Consider the following 19,482-nt stretch of genomic DNA (forward strand, 5'->3'; position numbering starts at 1 on the left):
CGCCTCGACGGAGGAGGCGTCAGGCCCCGGCCCCGGTCGCCTCCCAGGCGTCCAGCACCAGCCGGTCGAGCGCCGACCGCTCCGCCCGCCAGCCGAGCTCCCGCCCGATCCGGGTGCAGTCCGACACCAGCCGCGGCGCCTCCGGCAGCGCGGGCCGCCGCACCACCGGCACCGGACGGCCGGTCAGCCGCTCCACCGCCGCGACGATCTGCCGCATGCTCGCCGGCGTCGCCCCCACGTTGTAGACCCGGCAGCCGCCGTGCGCCGCCGCCACCTCGCGCGCCCCGAGCGCCCGCAGGTACGCCTCGGCGACATCGTCCACGTGCACGAAGTCCCGCACGACGCCGCCGTCGCCGTTCAGCTCCAGGTACGGGTGCCGTCCGGCGGCCACCGCCAGCGCCCGCGGCAGGATCCGGGCCTCGTCCACGTCGCCGGCGCCCGCCGCGTTGAAGCAGCGCAGCACCACCGCGAGGACCTCGCCGGCCGCGGCACGGTTCGCGAGCTCCCGCTCGGCCGCCAGCTTGGACTCGCCGTACGGGCTACCGGGTGACGGCTCCGCCGACTCGTCGATCGGCTGCCGCTCCGGCGCGCCGTACACCGCCGCCGTCGAACCGAACACCACCAGCGGCCGGCCGCCCCCGGCCCGTCCGCGCAAAGCGTCGAGCAGGGCGATCGTGCCGCCGAGGTTGACCTCGCGGTGCGCCTGCGGGTCCGCCACCGACTCCCGGCCGCGGGTGAGCGCCGCGAGGTGGCACACCGCGTCCACCCCGGCCACCGCGGGAGCCAGCGCCGCCGCGTCCCGCACGTCCGCCCGGAACACCCGCGCGACGGGCAGCCCGCCGGCCCCGGTGCGGCTGCTGCTCAGCGCCCGCACCTCGTGCCCGGCCGCGGCGAGCCGCCGCACCACCGCCCGCCCGACGAAACCGAACGCCCCCGTCACCAGGACCCGCACGCACCCCTCCCGGAGCAGACGAAAACCGATTGCACCTCCGCCGCCATGCTGCCACGCGCACCGCGATGACGATTCGAAAGGCCGGCATCGCGCAGTCCCGGTGACCGGACGAGGCGCTGCTGCGCCGGGTCACCGAAGGGCTGCGCGCCGACGGCGGCGCCGCGGCCGGACTGGTCGGCGTGCGGCTGCTGACGGCGCACCACCACGGGACCTCCGGCGGCCTGCGGGCCGAGCTCGCCGTCTGACAGGACCACCCCGACCCGGACGTCGCCGAGGAGGTCCTGCTCGCCGCCGACCGACGCGGTGCAGGGGCGACGCCGGCGGGGGTCTCCCCGTGCGGCGGATCGTCCGGGTCGGTGCGCACGTCCGCGGTGTGGGTGTGTGGGGATCCACGGCGTCCGCAGCCTGCGGCACGGCTCCGGGGCGGGTGTGCGGTGGTGCGCGCAGGGCCGGCCGTCCCGGGTGGGAGGGCCGGCCCTGCGGGGGTGCCGGTGTGTGCGGACGGTCAGGCGGTGCGGGCGGGGCGGCCGACGGTGAGGGCGAGGAGGCCCGCCAGGGCGGCTGCTGCGGCGACGCTGGTCAGCGCGAGCGGCAGACCGACCGCGTCGGCGAGGAAGCCGATGACCGGCGGGCCGATCAGCATGCCCGCGTAGCCGAGGGCGGAGGCGGTGGCCACGCCCTGCGGGCCGCCGGTGGCGCCGGCCCGGCCGATGGCCAGCGGGAAGATGTTCGCCAGGCCGACGCCGACCAGGACGAAGCCGCCGAGCGCCGCGGGCACCGACGGGACGAGTGCCGCGATCAGCATGCCGGTGGCCGCGGTGAGGCCGCCGAAGAGCATCACCCTGGTCGCGCCGAGCCTGATGGACAGCCAGGTGCCGCTGACCCGTCCGGCGGTCATCGCGAAGGCGAAGGAGGCGTAGCCGGCGGCGGCCAGGCCGGCGCCCGCGTGCACGTCGTCGGTCAGGTGCAGGGTCGCCCAGTCCGCGAGCGCGCCCTCGCCGTAGGCGGTGCACAGGGCGGTGAGGCCCAGCAGGACGACCAGCAGGCGCGCGTGCCGGGGCGCCGAGGTCGCCGGCTGGGCGGTCCCGGGCACGGGGGAGGCGGTGGGGGCGGGCCCGCCGCCGTCCGGGTCGCGCAGCAGGACGGCGCCGGCGGCCGCGGTGACCAGCAGGCCGAGCAGGCCGCCGAGGGCGAGCGCCCAGGCGGCGCTGAGCGTGCCCGCGAGCAGTCCGCCGACCGCGGCGCCGAGCAGGCCGCCGAGGCTGTACCCGGCGTGGAAGCTCGGCATCACCGGGCGCCGGAGCCGTGCGACCAGGTCGACGGCGGCGCTGTTCATGCTGACGTTGGCGGCGCCGTACCCGGCGCCGAAGAGCAACAGGACGGCGCCGAGCGCGGCCACCGAGTGGGTGTGCGCCGGCAGCGGCACGGCGAGGCTCAGCAGGGCGAGGGAGCCGACGGTGACGCGGCGGCTGCCGTACCGCAGGCAGAGCCGGCCGACCAGGGCCATGGTGGCGACGGCGCCGGCCGAGATGCAGAGCAGGGCGAGGCCGAGTGCGCTGTGCGAGGCGTGCACCTGGGCGCGCACGTCCGGGATGCGTACCACCCAGGCGGCGAACAGGAAGCCGTCGATCGCGAAGAACGCGGTGAGGGCGAGTCGGGCGGCGGACCAGGTGCGCGGGGCGCGGACCGCGGCGGGGTCGGTGGGGGTGTCGGCGGCGGTGGATCGGGCTTCTGTTTTGTTCAGTAGCGGCACAAAGTCAGAATAGAGGAGTGCCGACCTCACCCACAAGTGCCCAGCAGCCGACCGGGCCGCAGCGCCGACCCGCGCCGGACGCCGACGACGTCCGTCCTCCGGCCGCCTCCGACCCGCCCGGCCGGACGGCTGCCGGAGGACGGAGCGCAGCCGAGCACCGCCGACCGGCGCCGGACCGCGGCCGCAGCCTGCTGGGCCCGGCCCTGGAACTCGTCCACACCGGACGGGCACCGACCCGCTCCGCGCTGACCAGCGCCCTCGACGTCACCCGGGCCACCGCGGGCGCGGTCACCGGCGAACTGGAGTCCCTCGGGCTGATCACCGTCGACTCCCGGCCGGCCGGCGGCGGACGCGGCCGCCCCTCGCACCGCCTCGCCGTCAACCCGGCCGGGCCGGTCGTCGTCGCCGCGCAGATCCACGCGGACAGCCTGAGCGTCGCCCTGGCGGGCCTCGGCGGCCGCCTGGAGGAGGTCCGCTACCTGCCGCTGCCGGACGCGACCGACCCGGCGCGGATGCTGCGGGCCGTCGCCGAGGCCGGCGCCGAGCTCGCCCGCTCCGCCACCCGCCGCTGCCTGGGCGTCGGCCTCGCCCTGCCGAACCCCGTCACCGAACCGGACGGCACCGCCCTCGCCGCCCTGCACTTCGCCTGGCCGAGCGGCACCCCGGTGGCCGACCTGTTCGCCGAGGAGGTACAGCGCGCCGACTTCGGCCGGCGCGCCCGCAGCCCGCTGCCCTCCGCCGTCGCCAACGACGCCAACCTCGCCGCGCTCGCCGAGCACCGCCACGGCGCCGGACGGGACGCCCGCCACCTGCTGCTGGTCACCTCCGGCCACCGCGGCGTCGGCGGCGCGCTGGTGATCGACGGCCGACTGCACACCGGCAGTGCCGGACTCGCCCTGGAGGTCGGCCACCTGACGGTCGACCCGCAGGGGCGCCGCTGCGTCTGCGGCAACCGCGGCTGCCTCAACGCCGAGACCGACCCGGAGGCGCTGTTCGTCGCCGCCGGCCGCACCCCCGACCCCGGCGGCCCGATCCTCGACCAGGCCCGCCGGCTCGCCCGCTCGGCCGCCGACGACGCCGGCGCCGCGGACGCCGTCGCCCACGTCGTCGACCGGCTGGGCCTCGGCCTCGCCGGCCTGGTCAACATCCTCAACCCGGACCGGATCGTGCTCAGCGGCCTCCACCTGGACCTGCTCGCCGCCGCGCCCGAACGGCTCGCCGCGGTGGTCGCCGACCGCTGCCTGTGGGGGCGCAGCGGACGCGTCCCGATCGTGCCCGCGCAGGTCGACCACGCGGGCCTCGCCGGAGCCGCCGAACTCGCCTGGCAGCCCTACCTCCACGACCCGCAGGCGGTCTACGCCGGCCGCGGCTGACGGCCCCCGCGGACCGGAGCCGCCCCGGTGCTGCCCGGTCCGGCCGTCCACGCGGCTGCCCGCCGCTGCGCCGCGGCGGGCAGCCGGACCTCCGCCGCGCCGGCCACCCGGTCTCCCGGTGCACCGTGCGGCCGCCGGAATGCACCGTGGTACGGCGGGCCGGGCCGCACCGTGGAACGGCGGTCGGGCCGCGGCGGCCGATGGCACGATGGGAGGGTCGGGCACGGGTGGAACGAAGGGGTGGCGAGCCGATGCCGTACGAACTGGACCATGTGGTGCTGTGGGTGGCCGATCCGGTGCGGTCGGCCGCTTTCTACCGTGACGTGGTGGGGCTGGAACCGGTCCGGCTGGCCGAGTTCGAGAAGGGCCTCGCGCCGTTCGTCAGCATGCGGGTGACGGAGCGGACGCTGATCGACCTGGTGCCGCTGACGGTCGCGCCGCAGCTCAACGCGGCGCCGGGCGCCGAGGGCAGCGCCGGCAACCGGCTCAACCACGTCTGCCTGGCCACCTCGGAGGAGGAGTTCGAGGCGCTGCGGTCCCGGCTGGAGGCCGGCGGGCACCCGGTGACCCCGTACGCGGAGAACTCGTTCGGAGCCCGCGGCACCGCCCCGCGGACGTACTACTTCGCCGACCCGGACGGCAACGTCCTGGAGGCGCGCCACTACGGGTGAGCCGCGCCGGCCCGTCGCCACCCCGCGGTGCCCCCGGCGAGGGCCCGGGCCTCGGCGGTGAAGCGGGCGACCAGCGGACTGCGGTCGCCGCGCCGGTGGACCAACCCGACACCGGTGCGTGCCTCGCCGGGCGTGATCGGACGGTGGACCACGCCCGGCATCCGCACCCGGCGCACGCCCGCCGGGGCGAGCGACACCCCCAGCCCCGCGCCGACCAGCGCCGCGACCGTCTGCCACTCCACCGCCCGCTGGGCGACGCGCGGTTCGAACCCGGCCTCCCGGCACACCCCGACGATCCGGTCGTGCACCGTCGGCCCGCAGTCGCGCGGCAGCAGCACGAACGGCTCCTCCGCCAGTCCGGCCACCGGGACGGCCCGCCGGCCCGCCAACCGGTGCCCGGCCGGGAGGACGGCGACGAACCCCTCCGACCAGAGCGGCTCCACCACCAGCTCCGGATCCTCCGGAGGTTCGCGCATCAACCCCACGTCGAGGGAGCGCTCGCGCAGCGCCGCGACCTGTGGCGCCGTCGTCATCTCGCGGATCTCCAGCTCCACCCCCGGCCGGTGCTCGCGGAAGGTGCGCAGCAGGTCAGGCAGCACGGTCGGCGCCAGCGAGGCGGCGAAACCGATCCGCAGCCGGCCCGTCTCGCCCGTCGCGACCCGCCGGGCCGCCGCCAGCCCGGCCGCGACCTCGTCGAGGGCCCGCCGGGCCGCCGGCAGCAACTCCTCGCCCGCCGCGGTCAGGGCCACCCGCCCCGGCCGCCGGTCGAACAGCGGATGGCCGACCCGCTCCTCCAGCCGCCGGATCTGCTGGCTCAGCGGCGGCTGCGCCACACCCAACCGCTCCGCGGCCCGGCCGAAGTGCAACTCCTCGGCCAGCACGGCGAAGGCGTGCAACTGGTTCAGGGCGAGCTCGGGACGGTCCTCCATATCTCCTGGGATATCACAGCGATGCCACCGGGGTATTGGACGTATCGACACCGGTGCGCCTACCGTCCCGGCCATGGGAGAACGCCGGACGATCCTCAGCGGATCGCTCTTCGAGGAAAAGATCGGGTACGCCCGGGCGGTGGTCGACGGCGACCGGGTGCACGTCTCCGGCACCACCGGCTTCGACTACGCGGCCATGACCATCGCCGAGGACGTCGTCGCCCAGGCCGAGCAGTGCCTGCGCAACATCACCGCCGCACTCGCCGAGGCCGGCTGCACCCTCGCCGACGTGGTCCGGGTGCGCTACCTGCTGCCCGACCGCGAGGACTTCGAACCCTGCTGGCCGGTGCTGCGCCGCGCGTTCGGCGACGTCCGCCCGGCCGCCACCATGATGGTGTGCGGACTCGCCGACCCGCGGATGAGGATCGAGATCGAGGTGGACGCACGGCGGCCCGCCACCGGATGACCGGTGACGGGCCGTCGGGAGCGCTGTCGGGACGTCGTCGGGGAGCCCGCTGCGGGAGTCCGCCGCGGAGGCGGCCAGGTGGGCGCTCGGCGGATCGCGGGACGTGCCGCGGCCGCCGTCCGCCGCAGCTCACGGCCGCAGCGGCTCACACCGAGAGGCCGAGGCGACCGGTGGTGCGCCGGCGCAGCAGCCGCAGCAGCGGGGCCGGCCGGTCGGCGGGCGGTTCACTGCTGCCCCGGGCCAGGCTGGCGAGCCGGTCGGCCTCGTGACCGCGCACCGCGACGGGCGCACCGATGCCGAGGTCGCGCTCGCCGGACAGCTCGACGAGGGCGGCAACAAGGACGGAGTAGTCGCTCATTCTGAGTTCCTTTCGGCTGATTACCTCTGACCTCAAGGATGGCGGCCCGTCATGACAGCAGGTTTGCAGGCGGGTCTCGCTCTCATGGCGGATCGGGGACCGGAGGTTACGCCCCGGTGACCCGCCGCCGGGCCGTGTCACGGCCGGTGTCACGGCCCGTGTCGCGGGCGGCTCCGACAGCAGGTCTGACGGGCGGTCCGGCGGCCGGTGACGGGCTCGGCGGTCAGGACCGGTCGGCCGCCGTGACCGGCCGGCCCGGCGGGAATCTCCGGACCGCCCGGCACGTTCTGCCGGGCATGACGCTTCCCCCCGGTACCGAGGTCCTGCGCTACGCCGCCTTCACCGCCGACCCGGCCGGCGGCAACCCGGCCGGAGTGGTGCCCGACGCCGCCGGCCTCGACGACGACACGCAACTCGCCGTCGCCGCCGAACTCGGCTACTCCGAGACGGCCTTCCTCACCGCCCTCGGCGAGCGGGCCTTCGCGGTGCGGTACTTCAGCCCGCTCGCGGAGGTGCCGTTCTGCGGCCACGCCACGATCGCCTCGGCCGTCGCCCTCGCCGAACGGATCGGCCCCGGCCCGCTGCTGTTCGAGACCAAGGCCGGCCCGGTGCCGGTCGAGGTCGCCGCCGACCCCGAGGGCCGGCCGGTCGCCACCCTGACCAGCGTCGAGCCCGCCGTCGAGCCGGTCTCCGACGCGGACGTCGCCGAGGCTCTGGCCGCCCTCGACTGGAGCGCCGACGACCTCGACGAGACGCTGCCGCCGCGGATCGCCTACGCCGGCGCCCGCCACCTGGTGCTGGCCGCCGCCACCCGCAAGCGGCTCGCCGACCTCGCCTACGACTTCGACCGGCTGGCCCGGCTGATGACCCGGCTCGACCTGACCACCGTGCAGCTGGTCCACCGGGTCTCCGACACCGTCTTCCACGTCCGCGACCCCTTCCCGGTCGGCGGAGTCGTCGAGGACCCGGCCACCGGCGCCGCCGCAGCCGCCTTCGGCGCCTACCTGAGCGAGCTGGAGGGCCTCGGACAGGCCGTCCTCACCCTCCACCAGGGCGAGGACATGGGCCGTCCCGGCGTGCTCCGCGTGGAGCTGCGGGAGGGGGACCGGCGGGTGCGGGTCAGCGGCGCCGCCGTCCGGATCCCCGACCCGCAGGACTGACCGGCCCCCGCTCCGCCCGTTCACTGCCGTGCAGCGGGCACGGGCGGGCCTCCTCCGGTGGCGTGCCTACTCCCGGGGGAGTAGGCACGCCCACCCCGGCAGGCTGACGCCCCGGTGGCCGGTCGGCGGCTAGCCTTCCCGGCATGACCGACGAACCGCCGCCCTGGCAGCCGCCGTGGGTCCGCGCCGCGAAGGCGGGCTGGCCGGTCGCCTCCTCGGTGCTGGTCGCGGTCGCGCAGCTGGCCGGGACGGGCGCGGCCGCCCGCCACCAGGGCGGACGCCTCCCACTGGACGCCCTCGGCTACCTGCTGCTCCTGCTCGGCCCGGCGCTGCTCGTCCTGCGGCAGCGCCGGCCGGTCGCCGTGGTGGTCGGCACGACCGTCGTCACCGTGGCCTACCTGCTGGCCGGATACCCGTACGGGCCGGTGTTCCTCAGCCTCGTGGTGGCCTTCTGCGCGGCGGTGAAACGCGGCCACCGCCGGGCCGCCTGGGCGTGCGCCGGCGCCTTCTACGCCGCTCACCTGCTGATCTCCTTCGTGGTGCCGCAGGACTGGTTGCGCGGGCCGGCCGCACAGCCCAACGGCTGGCAGGAGCTGGGCATCGCGGCCTGGCTGCTCCTGGTGATGGCCGTCGCCGAGATCCTGCGGTTCCGCGCGGAGCGGATGGAGGCCGTCCGGGCCGCCGCCGCACAGGCCCAGCGGCGCAGGACCGACGAGGAGCGGCTGCGGATGGCCCGCGAACTGCACGACATCCTCGCCCACAGCATCTCGCTGATCCACGTACAGGCCGGCGTCGCCCTCGAACTCCTCGACACCCGGCCCGAGCAGGCCAGGACGGCACTCACCACGATCAAGGCCGCCAGCAAGGAGGCCCTCGGCGAGGTGCGGCAGGTGCTGGGCACGCTCCGCGGCCCGGACGCCGCCGCACCGCGCAGCCCCGCCCCCGGCCTCGACCGGCTGGACGAGCTCGCCGAGCAGGCCCGCCAGGCCGGGCTGGAGGTTGTGGTGCAGAGCCGCGGCCGGGCCCGCAGCCTGCCGCCCGGGCTCGACCTGACCGCCTTCCGGATCGTCCAGGAGGCCCTGACCAACGTCATCCGCCACTCGGCGGCCCGCAGCGCCGAGGTCCTGCTCGACTGGGCGGGGGACGGGCTCGTCGTCCGGATCGACGACCCCGGTCCGGCCGGAGCGGGCGATCCGGGCGGTTCCGGCAGCGGTCTGATCGGCATGCGGGAGCGGGTCGCGGCGGCCGGCGGCACGGTGGAGGCGGGGCCGCGGCCGGACGGCGGATTCCGGGTCCTGGCCCGGCTGCCGATCCGCGGCGGCGTCCCGCAGGACCCGACAGGAGGCGAGGCCCGGTGATCAGGGTGCTGCTCGCGGACGACCAGGTGCTCGTCCGGGCGGGCTTCCGTGCACTGCTCGACGCCCAACCCGACATCGAGGTGGTCGGTGAGGCCGACGACGGCGAGCAGGCGGTCGCCCTCGCCGCCGAACTGCGGCCCGACGTCGTCCTGATGGACATCCGGATGCCGAGGCTGGACGGGCTCGCCGCCACCCGCAGGATCGGTGAGGACGCGGCGCTCGACGGTGTCCGGGTGGTCGTCCTCACCACCTTCGAACTCGACGAGTACGTCTTCGAGGCGCTGCGGGCCGGCGCGGCCGGCTTCCTGGTCAAGGACACCGAACCGGCCGAACTGCTGCGTGCCGTCCGGGTCGCCGCCGCCGGCGACGCCCTGCTGTCGCCCGGGGTGACCCGGCGGCTGATCGGCGAGTTCGCCGCCCGCTCCAAGGCACCGGCCACGGGCGGCCCGACCGCGCTCGCGGCACTCACCGACCGGGAACGCGAGGTGCTGGCGCTGGTCGGCCTCGGCCTCTCCAACGAGGACATCGCCCGGCGCCTGGTGGTCAGCCCGCTCACCGCCAAGACCCACGTCAGCCGGGCCATGGTGAAGCTCGGCGCCCGCGACCGCGCCCAACTGGTCGTCCTCGCCTACGAGTCGGGACTCGTCCGGCCCGGCTGGCTGGGGTAGCGCGGGAGCTTGTCGTCCGGGCAGCGGGCGCCGTGCGGGGCCGGCCTACCGGCGCCCGTGCGGGACCCGGACCAGGCCCGGTGCGGGCCGGTGACGGTGACGGTGGTCCTGGGTTCACCGTCGGTCCTGCAGCACGGTTCAGGTCGGACTGGGGTGCCAGGGGGATGGTGACGGCTCCGGCGGCCGAGGAGACTTCACCGCATGCGAACCCTGCTGCGCGCCGTGGTGCGAACCCTGGTCCCGTTCCTCCTTCTGCCGGCCGTCGCGACGGCCGCTGCCGTTGCCATCGGCCCGTCGTGGGTCCGTCGTTTCGGCCCGGGCCACGGCGGTGCTCCACCCGGCCCCGGTACTGCGGCACCCGGTACCGGCGCGCCCTGTACTACGGCACGCGGTACTACGTCGGGAGTACCGCAGGTGCCGCTGGTGGGACGACGCGCGGCAGGGGCCCGCGGCGAGAGGCTCGGTGCAGTCCCCACAACAGGCCTGCACCGAGGAGATGGACACCATGGACACCCTGCTCGCCCACGCGGACGGCCACTGGCCCGGCCCGTGGATCCTGCTGATCCCGCTCTTCTGGGCAGCCGTGATCCTCCTCGTCGTGCTGATCCTGCGGCGCACCGTCTGGCGCCGCGGCTACGGCCCCGGCGGCTGGCACCACGGCGGCGGCCCGCTCGCCACGCTCGGCGACCGGTACGCCCGCGGCGAGATCGACGAGGACGAGTACCGCGCCAAGCGCGCCGTGCTCACCGAGCGGACCGACCGTCCCGGCGGTGCGAAATGACCGTCGTCCAGCTGCACCCCGCCGCCGCGGTCACCGACGCGGTCAAGGTGTACGGCATCGGCGCCACCCGGGTCCGGGCGCTCGACCACGTCACGGTCGAGTTCCCGGCCGGGCGGTTCACCGCCATCATGGGCCCGTCCGGCTCAGGCAAGTCCACACTGATGCACTGCGCCGCCGGCCTCGACACCCTCAGCGCGGGCAGCGCCCACATCGGCGGCACCGAGCTCGGCACCCTGAACGACCGCCGGCTCACCGAACTCCGCCGCGAGCGCATCGGGTTCGTCTTCCAGTCCTTCAACCTGGTGCCCACGCTCACCGTCCGCGAGAACATCACCCTGCCGCTCGACCTCGCCGGCCGGGCACCCGACGCGGCCTGGGTGGACGCCCTCGTCGAGGTGGTCGGCCTGGGCGACCGGCTGCACCACCGGCCCGCCGAGCTGTCGGGCGGCCAGCAGCAGCGGGTGGCCGTGGCCCGCGCCCTGGCCGGCCGGCCGCAGGTCGTCTTCGCGGACGAGCCGACCGGCAACCTGGACTCCCGTTCCGGTGCCGAGGTGCTCGGCCTGCTCCGGCAGGCCGTCGACACCATGGACCAGGCGGTGGTGATGGTCACCCACGACCCGACCGCCGCGGGCTACGCGGACCGGGTCCTGTTCCTGGCCGACGGCCGGCTGGTCGACAGCATGGACACGCCCACCGCCGACCGCGTCCTCGACCGGATGAAGGCCTTCGACGCCCCGGCCGCCACCGGCCGCCCCGCCGGCACCGGCAGCACCGCCGCCCGCGCCGCCACCGCCCGCGCTGCCACCCCGGACACCGCCAGGAGCGCGGCGGCCGGCCCACGGGAGAGTGACCGACGATGAACACCGCCCTGCGGATCGGGCTCCGCTCCGCCCGCGCCCACCGGCGCCGCCTGGTCGGCACCGTCCTCGCCGTCCTGCTCGGCGTGGCGTTCCTGACCGGCACGATGGTGCTGGGCGACACCCTGCGGGCCAACTTCGACACCCTGTTCGCCGACGCCAACGCGGGCACCGGCGCCGTCGTCCGCAGCGCCGACGTGCTGCCCGCGCAGAACGTTCCCGGCGGCGTCCGGGCGCCGGTCGACACCGCACTCGCCGACCGGCTGCGCACCGTCCCAGGGGTGAGCGCGGCCGAGCCGTCCGTCCAGGGCGCCGGCCAACTGGTCGGCCGGAACGGCGAGCCGATCGGCGGCAAGGGCCCCCCGACCCTCGCCGGGAACTGGCTCACCGACGGCACGCTCAACCCCTACCGGCTCGCCGAGGGCCGGGCGCCCGCAGCCCCGGGCGAGGCCGTCATCAACCGCGGCGCGGCCGAGGCCGGAGATCTCCGGATCGGCGACACCACCATGCTGCGCACCCCCGACCCGGTGCGGATCACCGTCGTCGGCATCGCCACCTTCGGCGCCGACGCGGACGGCATGGGACCCTCCACCTTCACCGGGCTGAGCCTCGCCGACGCCGAGCGCCACCTCACCCCCAAGGGCGAGGGGCAGGCGACCGCGATCCGGCTCCGCTCCGACACCCTGACGCAGCAACAGCTCGTCGACCGGGTCAAGCCCCTGCTGCCCTCCGGCGTCGAGGCGCTGACCGGCCAGGCCGCGACCGCCGAGTCCACCGCGGACGTCTCCGGCCGGTTCCTGACGATGTTCACCACCCTGCTGCTGGTCTTCGCCGGGATCGCGCTGCTCGTCGCCACCTTCACCATCCACAACACCTTCGCCATCGTGGTCGCCCAGCGCACCCGCGAGAACGCGCTGCTCCGCGCCCTCGGCGCGCACCGGCGGCAGGTCCTCGGCGCCACGCTCGCCGAGGCGGCCGTGGTCGCCGTGGTCGCGTCGGCGGCCGGCCTGGCCGGCGGCATCGGGGTGGCGGCCGGGCTCAGCGCGCTCTTCGCCGCGCTCGGCTTCTCGCTGCCGACCGGCGGCATGGTCGTCGCCACCGCCTCCGTGGCGCTGCCGCTGGCCGTCGGCATCCTGGTCACCCTGGGCTCGGCCCTGCTGCCGGCCGTCCGGGCCGGCCGTACGGCCCCGCTCGCGGCACTGCGCGAGAGCACGGTGGACGACGCGGCGACCGGCCGTACCGGCCGGGTCCGCGCGGTCCTCGGTACGGCCCTGCTGGCCGGCGGGACGGTGCTCACGGTGCGCGGTGCGACCGGCGGGCCCTCGGCGGTGCTGACCGCCACCGGAGCGGTCTCGGCGCTCGCCGGCACGGTGGTGCTCGGTCCGGTCTCCGCAGCGCTCGCCGTCCACGTGCTGGGCGCACCGCTGCCCCGGCTGCGCGGTGTCAGCGGTGCGCTCGCCCGCCGCAACGCCGCCCGTAACCCCTCCCGTACGGCGGCGACCGCCACCGCCCTGATGGTGGGCGTCGCCGTGGTGACCCTGTTCACCGTCTTCGCCGCGTCGATCCGGGCCACCCTGAACGACACCGTCGACCGCTCCTTCGCCGGCGACCTCGCGGTCACCGCCCCCGCCTTCGGCGCCGGCGGCAGTGGTGTCAGTCCGAAACTCGCCGAAGCCGTCCGACAGTTGCCGCAGGTCGAGCAGGCCGTGGGCCTCGGCCGCGGGGTCGCCCGGATCGACGGCCACGGCCGAGAGCTGGACATCACCGATCCGGCCCGGCTGCCCGGCGTGGTCGACCTGGGACGGGTCGACGGCAGTCTCGCCGCTCTGGGCACCGACGGCCTCGCCGTCTCGCGCAGCGAGGCGGCCGCCCGCGGCTGGCAGCTGGGCTCCACGGTCTCCGTCGCCTTCACCGACGGCACCGAGCGATTCACCGTCCGGGCGCTGTACGAGGGCGGCGGAGTGGCGGGCGACTACCTGATGACCCGCCAGGCGTGGGCCCCGCACCGAGTCCAGGACAGCGACACCATGGTCGCGGTCGCGCTGCGGCCGGGCGTCCCGCTCGCCGACGGCAAGGCCGCCGTGCAGAAGGTCGCGGACGCCTACGGCAACCCGCAGGTGCAGGACCGCGGCGAGTACGCGGCCAGCGCCGCCGGCGGGGTGGACACCATGCTCTCCGTGGTCTACGCCCTGCTCGCGCTGGCCGTGCTGATCGCCCTGCTCGGCATCGCCAACACCCTGACACTGGCCGTGCACGAGCGCACCCGCGAGCTCGGCCTGCTGCGGGCGGTCGGGCAGACCAGGGGGCAGCTGCGGTCGATGGTCCGCTGGGAGTCGGTGCTGGTCGCGGCCTTCGGCACGGTCGGCGGCCTGGGGCTCGGCGCCTTCCTCGGGTGGGCGCTGGTCCGGGCCTCCGACAGCGCGGGCACCGGTTCCTTCGCCCTGCCGCCCGGCCGGCTCGCGGTGGTGCTGCTGGCCGGTCTGGTGGCCGGCGCCGTCGCCGGCCTCCGCCCGGCCGGCCGCGCGGCCAGGCTGGACGTCCTGCGGGCGATCGCCACGGACTGAGTACCGCCACCGACTGAGCGCCGTCCTGCCGGGTGCCCGGGCCGCCGAGGGCCCCGCACCCGGCAGGGCGCCCGCCCGGGCGGCGGCCTACGGGGGCCGCGCAGAGCTGGGCCCGGTCTCACCACTCTGCTGCCCGATAAGGGTTCGCTGGAGATGCCGTAACAGTCACTTATTGTAGTCGCCTGTTACGCTTGGTGGAGGTGACGTCGTCAGGACAGCGTCAGGACAAGGAGGCTCGCGATGGCTCTGCACACCGTGGACGTGGATCGCTCCGACCCGGAGTACCGGGCCTGGCTGAAGGAGGCGGTGCGGAAGGTCCAGGCGGACGCCAACCGGTCCGCCGACACCCACCTGCTGCGCTTCCCGCTCCCGGAGGAGTGGGGCATCGACCTCTACCTGAAGGACGAGTCGACCCACCCGACCGGCAGCCTCAAGCACCGGCTCGCCCGCTCGCTCTTCCTCTACGGCCTGTGCAACGGCTGGATCAGACCGGGCAAGCCGGTCATCGAGGCGTCCAGCGGCTCGACCGCCGTCTCCGAGGCGTACTTCGCCAAGCTGATCGGCGTGCCCTTCATCGCGGTGATGTCCCGGACGACCAGCCGGGCCAAGATCGAGCTGATCGAGTTCCACGGCGGTCGATGTCACCTCGTCGACGACCCCTGCGAGGTCTACGAGGTGTCCGCCCGGCTCGCAGAGGAGACCGGCGGCCACTACATGGACCAGTTCACCTATGCCGAGCGCGCCACCGACTGGCGCGGCAACAACAACATCGCCGAGTCCGTGTTCGCCCAGCTGAAGCTGGAGCCGCACCCCGAGCCGGCCTGGATCGTCGCCACCGCCGGTACCGGCGGCACCTCCGCGACCATCGCCCGCTACGTGCACTACATGCAGTTCGACACCCGGATCTGCGTGGCCGACCCGGAGAACTCCTGCTTCTTCGAGGGCTGGGTCAACCAGGACCCCGACGCCACCTGCCCCAGCGGCTCCCGGATCGAGGGCATCGGCCGCCCCCGGATGGAGCCGAGCTTCGTCCCGGGCGCCCTCGACCGGATGATGAAGGTGCCCGACGCGGCATCCATAGCGGCCGTCCGCATCCTGGAGGACGCACTCGGCAAGAAGGCCGGCGCCTCCACCGGCACCGGGCTGTGGAGCGCCCTGCGGATCGTCGCCGAGATGCGTGCCGCCGGGCGGGCCGGCAGTGTCGTCACGCTCATATGCGACCCGGGCGACCGCTACCTCGACAAGTACTACTCCGACGCCTGGCTCGCCGAGCACGGCATCGACATCGGCCCCTACGTCACCGAGCTCGAGGAGTTCCTCGCAGGGACGTCCATCGGCCTGGGCTGACCCGCAGCCCCTGGGCGGTCCGTACCGCCCCCACCTCGCGATGCTTCATGACGGCCCGGGGAGTGCGCCACGTACTCCCCGGGCCGACGTGTGCGGTGCCCCTTGCACCGCAGCCGCGCCGCGGCCACTCCCACACCGGGCCGAAGCGCCCACCGGCCGGACGCCAGTCACGGACCCGCCGGGCGCCAGAATCGTAGAACAGGGCGAGAGTTTCGGCCAGCCCCTCTGCTCCGAAAATGCCGAATGTGCCCGGCCTTCCTTGCGCTGGCCCAAGGCTGCGCCCATGAGTCGGCGTCAACCCGCCTGAACACCTCCGTGCACGGGGATTGACCGCCCAAAATTCGGACCGCTAGCGTGCCTGAAACTTGCGTATACATCTACGAAAAGTTTCGAGAGCCGTAGTCATGTGATCTCGCGAAAGGGACTTCCGTGATCCGAGCGACCCGTACCGCCCTCGTGGCGGCCACCGCCACAGCCCTGGCCGTCTCCGCACTCGTCCTCCCCTCCGCCTCAGCCGCCACCGGCAGCTCAGGCAGCAGTACCGGCACGCCCGCCGACAGCGCCGCCGCGCGGGCGAAGGGCCCGGCCGCGAGCACCCTCGGCGAGCTCGGCCGCCGCGCCGGCCTGCGCATCGGTACGGCGGTGGACATGTCCGCCCTGACCGCCGACGCCCCGTACCGGGAGAAGGCCGCCACCGAGTTCAGCTCCGTCACCCCGGAGAACGTCATGAAGTGGGAGTCCGTCGAGGCCGTCCGCGGCACGTACACCTGGGGCCCCGCCGACGACCTCGTCGACTTCGCGCAGGACAACCACCAGCTGGTCCGCGGCCACACCCTCGTCTGGCACAGCCAGCTGCCCGGCTGGATCACCTCCGGCAGCTTCACCCCGGACGAGCTCCGCGACATCCTGCACCGTCACATCACCGACGAGGTGAAGCACTTCAAGGGCCGTATCTGGCAGTGGGACGTCGTCAACGAGGCCTTCAACGACGACGGCACACTCCGCGACTCCATCTGGCTGCGCAACCTCGGCCCGGGCTACATCGCCGACGCCTTCCGCTGGGCCCACGAGGCCGACCCCAAGGCGGAGCTGTACATCAACGACTACAACATCGAGGGCGTCAACCCCAAGAGCACCGCCCTGCTCGCCCTGGTGACCGACCTCAAGAAGCAGCACGTCCCGATCGACGGCGTCGGCGTCCAGGGCCACCTCGCCGTCCAGTACCCCGCACCGCACGACATCGCCGACAACCTGGCGCGCTTCGACGCCCTCGGGCTGGACACCGCGATCACCGAGGCCGACGTCCGGATGGTGATGCCCGCCGACGCCACCAAGACCGAGGCCCAGGCGGAGGGGTACAGTGTGCTGCTGCAGGGCTGCCTGCTCACCGAGCACTGCACCGACTTCACGGTCTGGGGTTTCACCGACAAGTACTCCTGGGTCCCGAACACCTTCTCCGGCCAGGGCGCGGCCAACCTGCTCACCGAGGACTACCGCCCGAAGCAGGCGTACACCGCGCTGCGCCAGGACCTCGTCCTCGCCGGCCGGCGCTGATCCGTACGGGCCCGTGATCCGTACGGGCCCCTGATCCGTACGGGCCCGTGATCCGTACGGGGCGCCGGTCCACGCCGACCCGCTGATCCGTACGGGCCGCCGGTCCACGCCCACCCGCCGGCCCGCACCCGCCCGACCGGGCCGCGCCGGCGGCCACCCGCAACCGTACGCCGGAGCCGGACACCGTTCCGGCCCGCTGCCCCTGCCGGGTGACCGTCGGCGCGCCGCCCACCACCGCACCGTCCGCGGGGACAGGCTGGCCGCACGGGCCGGAACGGTGTCCGGCTCCGCAGGAGGCGACGATGCACGACGGCCCGCTGTTCTTCCCGGTGACCCCGTTCGGCCCGGACGGCGAGATCGACATCGCGGTGTACGCCGAGCACCTGGAGGCCGGGATCGCGGCCGGCCCCGGCGCGCTCTTCGCTGCCTGCGGCACCGGTGAGTTCCACGCCCTGGACCCCGCCGAGCACGCCGTGCTGATCCGGACGGCGGTCCGGGTCGCCGCCGGCCGGCTGCCGGTGCACGCCGGGGCCGGCGGACCGCTGCCCACCGCCCGTGCCCTCGCGCGGTCCGCCGCCGAGGCCGGCGCGGACGGCCTGCTGCTGATGCCGCCGTACCTCGTCCGGCCGCCACGGTCCGGCCTGGTGGCCTACACCCGCCAGGTCGCCGAGGCCGGCGGGCTGCCGCTGATCGCCTACCACCGTGACACTGCCCGGCTCGACGTCGCCACGGCCGTCGAGATCGCCCGGCTGCCGCACGTGGTCGGCATCAAGGACGGCTGTGGCGACCTCGAACTGCTGGCCCGGATGATCGCGGCCGTCGAGGAGGCGCTGCGCCCCTCCGGGAAGCAGTTCCGGTTCTTCAACGGGCTGCCCACTGCCGAGGCGACCGCACCCGCCTACCGCGGCCTGGGCGTCCGGCAGTACTCCTCCGCCTCTTTCGCCTTCGTCCCGGAGATCGCCCTCGCCTTCCACCGCGCCCTCGCCACCGGGGACGAGGCCACCGTCCGCCGTCTGCTGTCCGCCTTCTACCTGCCCCTCGTCGAACTGCGGGCCGAAGTGCCCGGATACGCCGTCGCCCTGGTGAAGGCGGGGGTTCGGCAACGCGGCCTGGCCGTGGGCGGCGTCCGGCCCCCGCTCACCGACCCCGCGCCCGAGCACCTCGACCGGCTGCGCGCCCTCACCGAAGCCGGACTGGCCGCCGCCCTCGCCACCCCGTCCGCCACGACCTCGCCCGCCGCCCCCACCTCCCTCACTGCGCCCGATGAGGACGCCGACCGATGACCGCACAGCCCTCGCCCGAACCGGCGGACCGGGCGCACCCGGTGGCCCCGGCGGACCGGGCGGTCCCGACGGACCGGGCGGGCCTGCCCGAGCTGCGGATCACCACGGTCACCGTCACCCCGGTCGCCTTCCGCGAGCCTCCGCTGCTCAACGCGGTGGGCGTGCACGAGCCGTACGCCCTGCGGGCGGTCGTGGAGGTCGCCACCGACCAGGGGCTGACCGGCCTCGGCGAGACCACGGCCGACGAAGGCCACCTGGAGCGGCTGCGCACCGCCGCCGGGGCGGTGACCGGCCTGCCGGTGCACGCCCTCAGTCGGATGCGCGCCCGGGTCGCCGCAGCGCTCGGCGGCCGGACGGGTTCCGACCTGCACGGCCTGACCGGGCCGATCACCGCGGCCTCCACGGTGGACCGGGTCTTCTCCCCGCTGGAGGTCGCCTGCCTCGACGTCCAGGGCCGCGCCGCCGGACGGCCCGTCAGCGATCTGCTGGGCGGCCGGGTCCGAGACGAGGTCCCGTACAGCGCCTACCTCTTCCACAAGTGGGCCGGTCACCCCGGCGGGCCGCCGGACGACTGGGGCGAAGCAGTGGACACGGCCGGCATCCTCGCTCAGGCCCGCCGCATGGTCGACGCGTACGGCTTCACCGCACTGAAGCTCAAGGGCGGGGTCCGCCCGCCGCAGGAGGAGGCCGACACCGTCCTCGCCCTGCACGAGGCCTTCCCCGGACTGCCGCTGCGGCTGGACCCGAACGCCGCCTGGACGCCGGAGACCGCGCTCGCCACCGCCCGTCGGCTGGAGGGCGTCCTCGAGTACCTGGAGGACCCGACCCCGGGCCTGGACGGCATGGCGCGGGTGGCCGCGGGGACGGCGATCCCGCTCGCCACCAACATGTGCGTCACCGCCTTCGAGCACCTGCCGCCGGCCGTCGCCCGGCGGTCGGTGCGGATCGTTCTCGCCGACCACCACTACTGGGGCGGCCTGCACCGCTCCCGGCTGCTCGCCGGGATCTGCGACACCTTCGGCCTCGGGCTGTCCATGCACTCCAACGCGCACCTCGGCATCAGCCTCGCCGCGATGACCCATCTGGCCGCCGCCTCTCCCGAACTCACCCACGCCTGCGACACCCACTGGCCCTGGCGGACCGAGGACGTGATCGAGCCCGGCGTGCTGGCCCTCGCCGACGGCGCCGTCCGGGTGCCCACCGGCCCGGGCCTCGGCGTCGAGCTCGACCGCGACGCCCTGGCCCGGCTGCACGAGCAGTACCTCGCCTGCGGCCTGCGCACCCGCGACGACACCGGCTACCTGCGCCGGACCGACCCCTCGTACCGGCGGCGCACCCCGCGCTGGTGACGGCCCCGGCTACCCCCATGTTCAGGCAAGGAGCCATGGCTCGGCGGGACCCTGCACGA

The 19,482-nt window shown here is 75.4% G+C and carries 17 protein-coding genes; 13 read left to right on the forward strand and 4 right to left on the reverse strand.

Going from position 1 to position 19,482, the window contains the following annotated elements:
* Window positions 1-19: 19 nt before the first annotated feature.
* Together KSNIM_RS29910 and KSNIM_RS29915 are read right to left on the reverse strand one after the other, a co-directional pair.
* Window positions 20-952, reverse strand: coding sequence for an NAD-dependent epimerase/dehydratase family protein (locus KSNIM_RS29910; RefSeq protein ID WP_263106239.1), 933 nt, complete (start codon window positions 950-952; stop codon window positions 20-22).
* A gap of 505 nt (window positions 953-1,457) precedes the next feature.
* The gene (locus KSNIM_RS29915; protein WP_263106241.1) at window positions 1,458-2,705 is read right to left on the reverse strand and encodes an MFS transporter; all 1,248 of its coding nucleotides are present in this window, start codon (window positions 2,703-2,705) and stop codon (window positions 1,458-1,460) included.
* Window positions 2,706-2,893: 188 nt separating this feature from the next.
* Here KSNIM_RS29915 and KSNIM_RS29920 point away from each other — a divergent pair, with 188 nt between their 5' ends.
* A complete protein-coding gene (locus tag KSNIM_RS29920) occupies window positions 2,894-4,078 on the forward strand; it encodes an ROK family protein (protein WP_263108171.1) in 1,185 nt (394 codons plus the stop codon).
* A gap of 251 nt (window positions 4,079-4,329) precedes the next feature.
* Window positions 4,330-4,749 (forward strand): VOC family protein, encoded by a 420-nt coding sequence (locus tag KSNIM_RS29925; RefSeq protein WP_263106242.1) that lies wholly within the window; start codon window positions 4,330-4,332, stop codon window positions 4,747-4,749.
* On the opposite strand, the gene KSNIM_RS29930 is transcribed toward KSNIM_RS29925, so the two are convergent.
* Entirely contained in the window at window positions 4,740-5,678 is a 939-nt protein-coding gene (locus tag KSNIM_RS29930; protein WP_263106243.1) for a LysR family transcriptional regulator, read from the reverse strand. The two genes, KSNIM_RS29925 and KSNIM_RS29930, sit on opposite strands and share 10 nt — an antisense overlap.
* Before the next feature lie 73 nt (window positions 5,679-5,751).
* On the opposite strand from KSNIM_RS29930, the gene KSNIM_RS29935 reads away from it, so the two are divergent.
* Window positions 5,752-6,144, forward strand: coding sequence for a RidA family protein (locus KSNIM_RS29935; RefSeq protein WP_263106244.1), 393 nt, complete (start codon window positions 5,752-5,754; stop codon window positions 6,142-6,144).
* 145 nt (window positions 6,145-6,289) lie between these two features.
* Here KSNIM_RS29935 and KSNIM_RS29940 read toward each other — a convergent pair whose 3' ends face one another.
* Window positions 6,290-6,502 (reverse strand): hypothetical protein, encoded by a 213-nt coding sequence (locus KSNIM_RS29940; protein WP_263106245.1) that lies wholly within the window; start codon window positions 6,500-6,502, stop codon window positions 6,290-6,292.
* A gap of 296 nt (window positions 6,503-6,798) precedes the next feature.
* Here KSNIM_RS29940 and KSNIM_RS29945 point away from each other — a divergent pair, with 296 nt between their 5' ends.
* The 10 genes from KSNIM_RS29945 (at window position 6,799) to KSNIM_RS29990 (ending at window position 19,423) form a co-directional block, all read left to right on the forward strand.
* Window positions 6,799-7,662 carry a PhzF family phenazine biosynthesis protein gene (locus tag KSNIM_RS29945; RefSeq protein ID WP_263106246.1) on the forward strand — a complete coding sequence of 288 codons (864 nt, stop codon included), beginning with the start codon at window positions 6,799-6,801 and terminating at the stop codon, window positions 7,660-7,662.
* Between the two features lie 143 nt (window positions 7,663-7,805).
* Window positions 7,806-9,020 carry a sensor histidine kinase gene (locus KSNIM_RS29950; protein ID WP_263106247.1) on the forward strand — a complete coding sequence of 405 codons (1,215 nt, stop codon included), beginning with the start codon at window positions 7,806-7,808 and terminating at the stop codon, window positions 9,018-9,020.
* Window positions 9,017-9,688 carry a response regulator gene (locus tag KSNIM_RS29955; RefSeq protein ID WP_263106248.1) on the forward strand — a complete coding sequence of 224 codons (672 nt, stop codon included), beginning with the start codon at window positions 9,017-9,019 and terminating at the stop codon, window positions 9,686-9,688. Before KSNIM_RS29950 ends, KSNIM_RS29955 begins: the two co-directional genes overlap by 4 nt.
* A gap of 463 nt (window positions 9,689-10,151) precedes the next feature.
* On the forward strand, window positions 10,152-10,469 hold the full coding sequence (locus tag KSNIM_RS29960; protein ID WP_411543797.1) for an SHOCT domain-containing protein: 318 nt from the start codon (window positions 10,152-10,154) through the stop codon (window positions 10,467-10,469).
* Window positions 10,466-11,329, forward strand: a complete 864-nt coding sequence (locus tag KSNIM_RS29965) for an ABC transporter ATP-binding protein (RefSeq protein WP_263106249.1) — start codon at window positions 10,466-10,468, stop codon at window positions 11,327-11,329. Before KSNIM_RS29960 ends, KSNIM_RS29965 begins: the two co-directional genes overlap by 4 nt.
* Window positions 11,326-13,890, forward strand: a complete 2,565-nt coding sequence (locus KSNIM_RS29970; protein ID WP_263106250.1) for an ABC transporter permease — start codon at window positions 11,326-11,328, stop codon at window positions 13,888-13,890. Before KSNIM_RS29965 ends, KSNIM_RS29970 begins: the two co-directional genes overlap by 4 nt.
* 240 nt (window positions 13,891-14,130) lie before the next feature.
* Window positions 14,131-15,237: a PLP-dependent cysteine synthase family protein gene (locus KSNIM_RS29975; RefSeq protein WP_263106251.1), complete on the forward strand. Its 1,107-nt coding sequence runs from the start codon at window positions 14,131-14,133 to the stop codon at window positions 15,235-15,237.
* 429 nt (window positions 15,238-15,666) lie between these two features.
* Window positions 15,667-16,791, forward strand: a complete 1,125-nt coding sequence (locus KSNIM_RS29980; RefSeq protein WP_263106252.1) for an endo-1,4-beta-xylanase — start codon at window positions 15,667-15,669, stop codon at window positions 16,789-16,791.
* A gap of 302 nt (window positions 16,792-17,093) precedes the next feature.
* On the forward strand, window positions 17,094-18,074 hold the full coding sequence (locus KSNIM_RS29985) for a 5-dehydro-4-deoxyglucarate dehydratase (protein WP_263106253.1): 981 nt from the start codon (window positions 17,094-17,096) through the stop codon (window positions 18,072-18,074).
* Window positions 18,075-18,166: 92 nt separating this feature from the next.
* The gene (locus KSNIM_RS29990) at window positions 18,167-19,423 is read left to right on the forward strand and encodes a glucarate dehydratase family protein (protein ID WP_263108173.1); all 1,257 of its coding nucleotides are present in this window, start codon (window positions 18,167-18,169) and stop codon (window positions 19,421-19,423) included.
* The last annotated feature ends 59 nt before the right edge of the window (window positions 19,424-19,482 follow it).

The sequence above is a fragment of the Kitasatospora sp. DSM 101779 genome (assembly GCF_025655475.1).
Taxonomy (GTDB): Bacteria; Actinomycetota; Actinomycetes; order Streptomycetales; family Streptomycetaceae; genus Kitasatospora.

Bases quoted from the DNA above. Each gene is read 5' to 3' on its own strand.
- KSNIM_RS29950 (WP_263106247.1), top strand. From the start codon at position 7,806: ATGACCGACGAACCGCCGCCCTGGCAGCCGCCGTGGGTCCGCGCCGCG.
- KSNIM_RS29975 (WP_263106251.1), top strand. From the start codon at position 14,131: ATGGCTCTGCACACCGTGGACGTGGATCGCTCCGACCCGGAGTACCGG.
- KSNIM_RS29970 (WP_263106250.1), top strand. From the start codon at position 11,326: ATGAACACCGCCCTGCGGATCGGGCTCCGCTCCGCCCGCGCCCACCGG.
- KSNIM_RS29945 (WP_263106246.1), top strand. From the start codon at position 6,799: ATGACGCTTCCCCCCGGTACCGAGGTCCTGCGCTACGCCGCCTTCACC.
- KSNIM_RS29935 (WP_263106244.1), top strand. From the start codon at position 5,752: ATGGGAGAACGCCGGACGATCCTCAGCGGATCGCTCTTCGAGGAAAAG.
- KSNIM_RS29925 (WP_263106242.1), top strand. From the start codon at position 4,330: ATGCCGTACGAACTGGACCATGTGGTGCTGTGGGTGGCCGATCCGGTG.
- KSNIM_RS29965 (WP_263106249.1), top strand. From the start codon at position 10,466: ATGACCGTCGTCCAGCTGCACCCCGCCGCCGCGGTCACCGACGCGGTC.
- KSNIM_RS29985 (WP_263106253.1), top strand. From the start codon at position 17,094: ATGCACGACGGCCCGCTGTTCTTCCCGGTGACCCCGTTCGGCCCGGAC.
- KSNIM_RS29940 (WP_263106245.1), bottom strand. From the start codon at position 6,502: ATGAGCGACTACTCCGTCCTTGTTGCCGCCCTCGTCGAGCTGTCCGGC.
- KSNIM_RS29930 (WP_263106243.1), bottom strand. From the start codon at position 5,678: ATGGAGGACCGTCCCGAGCTCGCCCTGAACCAGTTGCACGCCTTCGCC.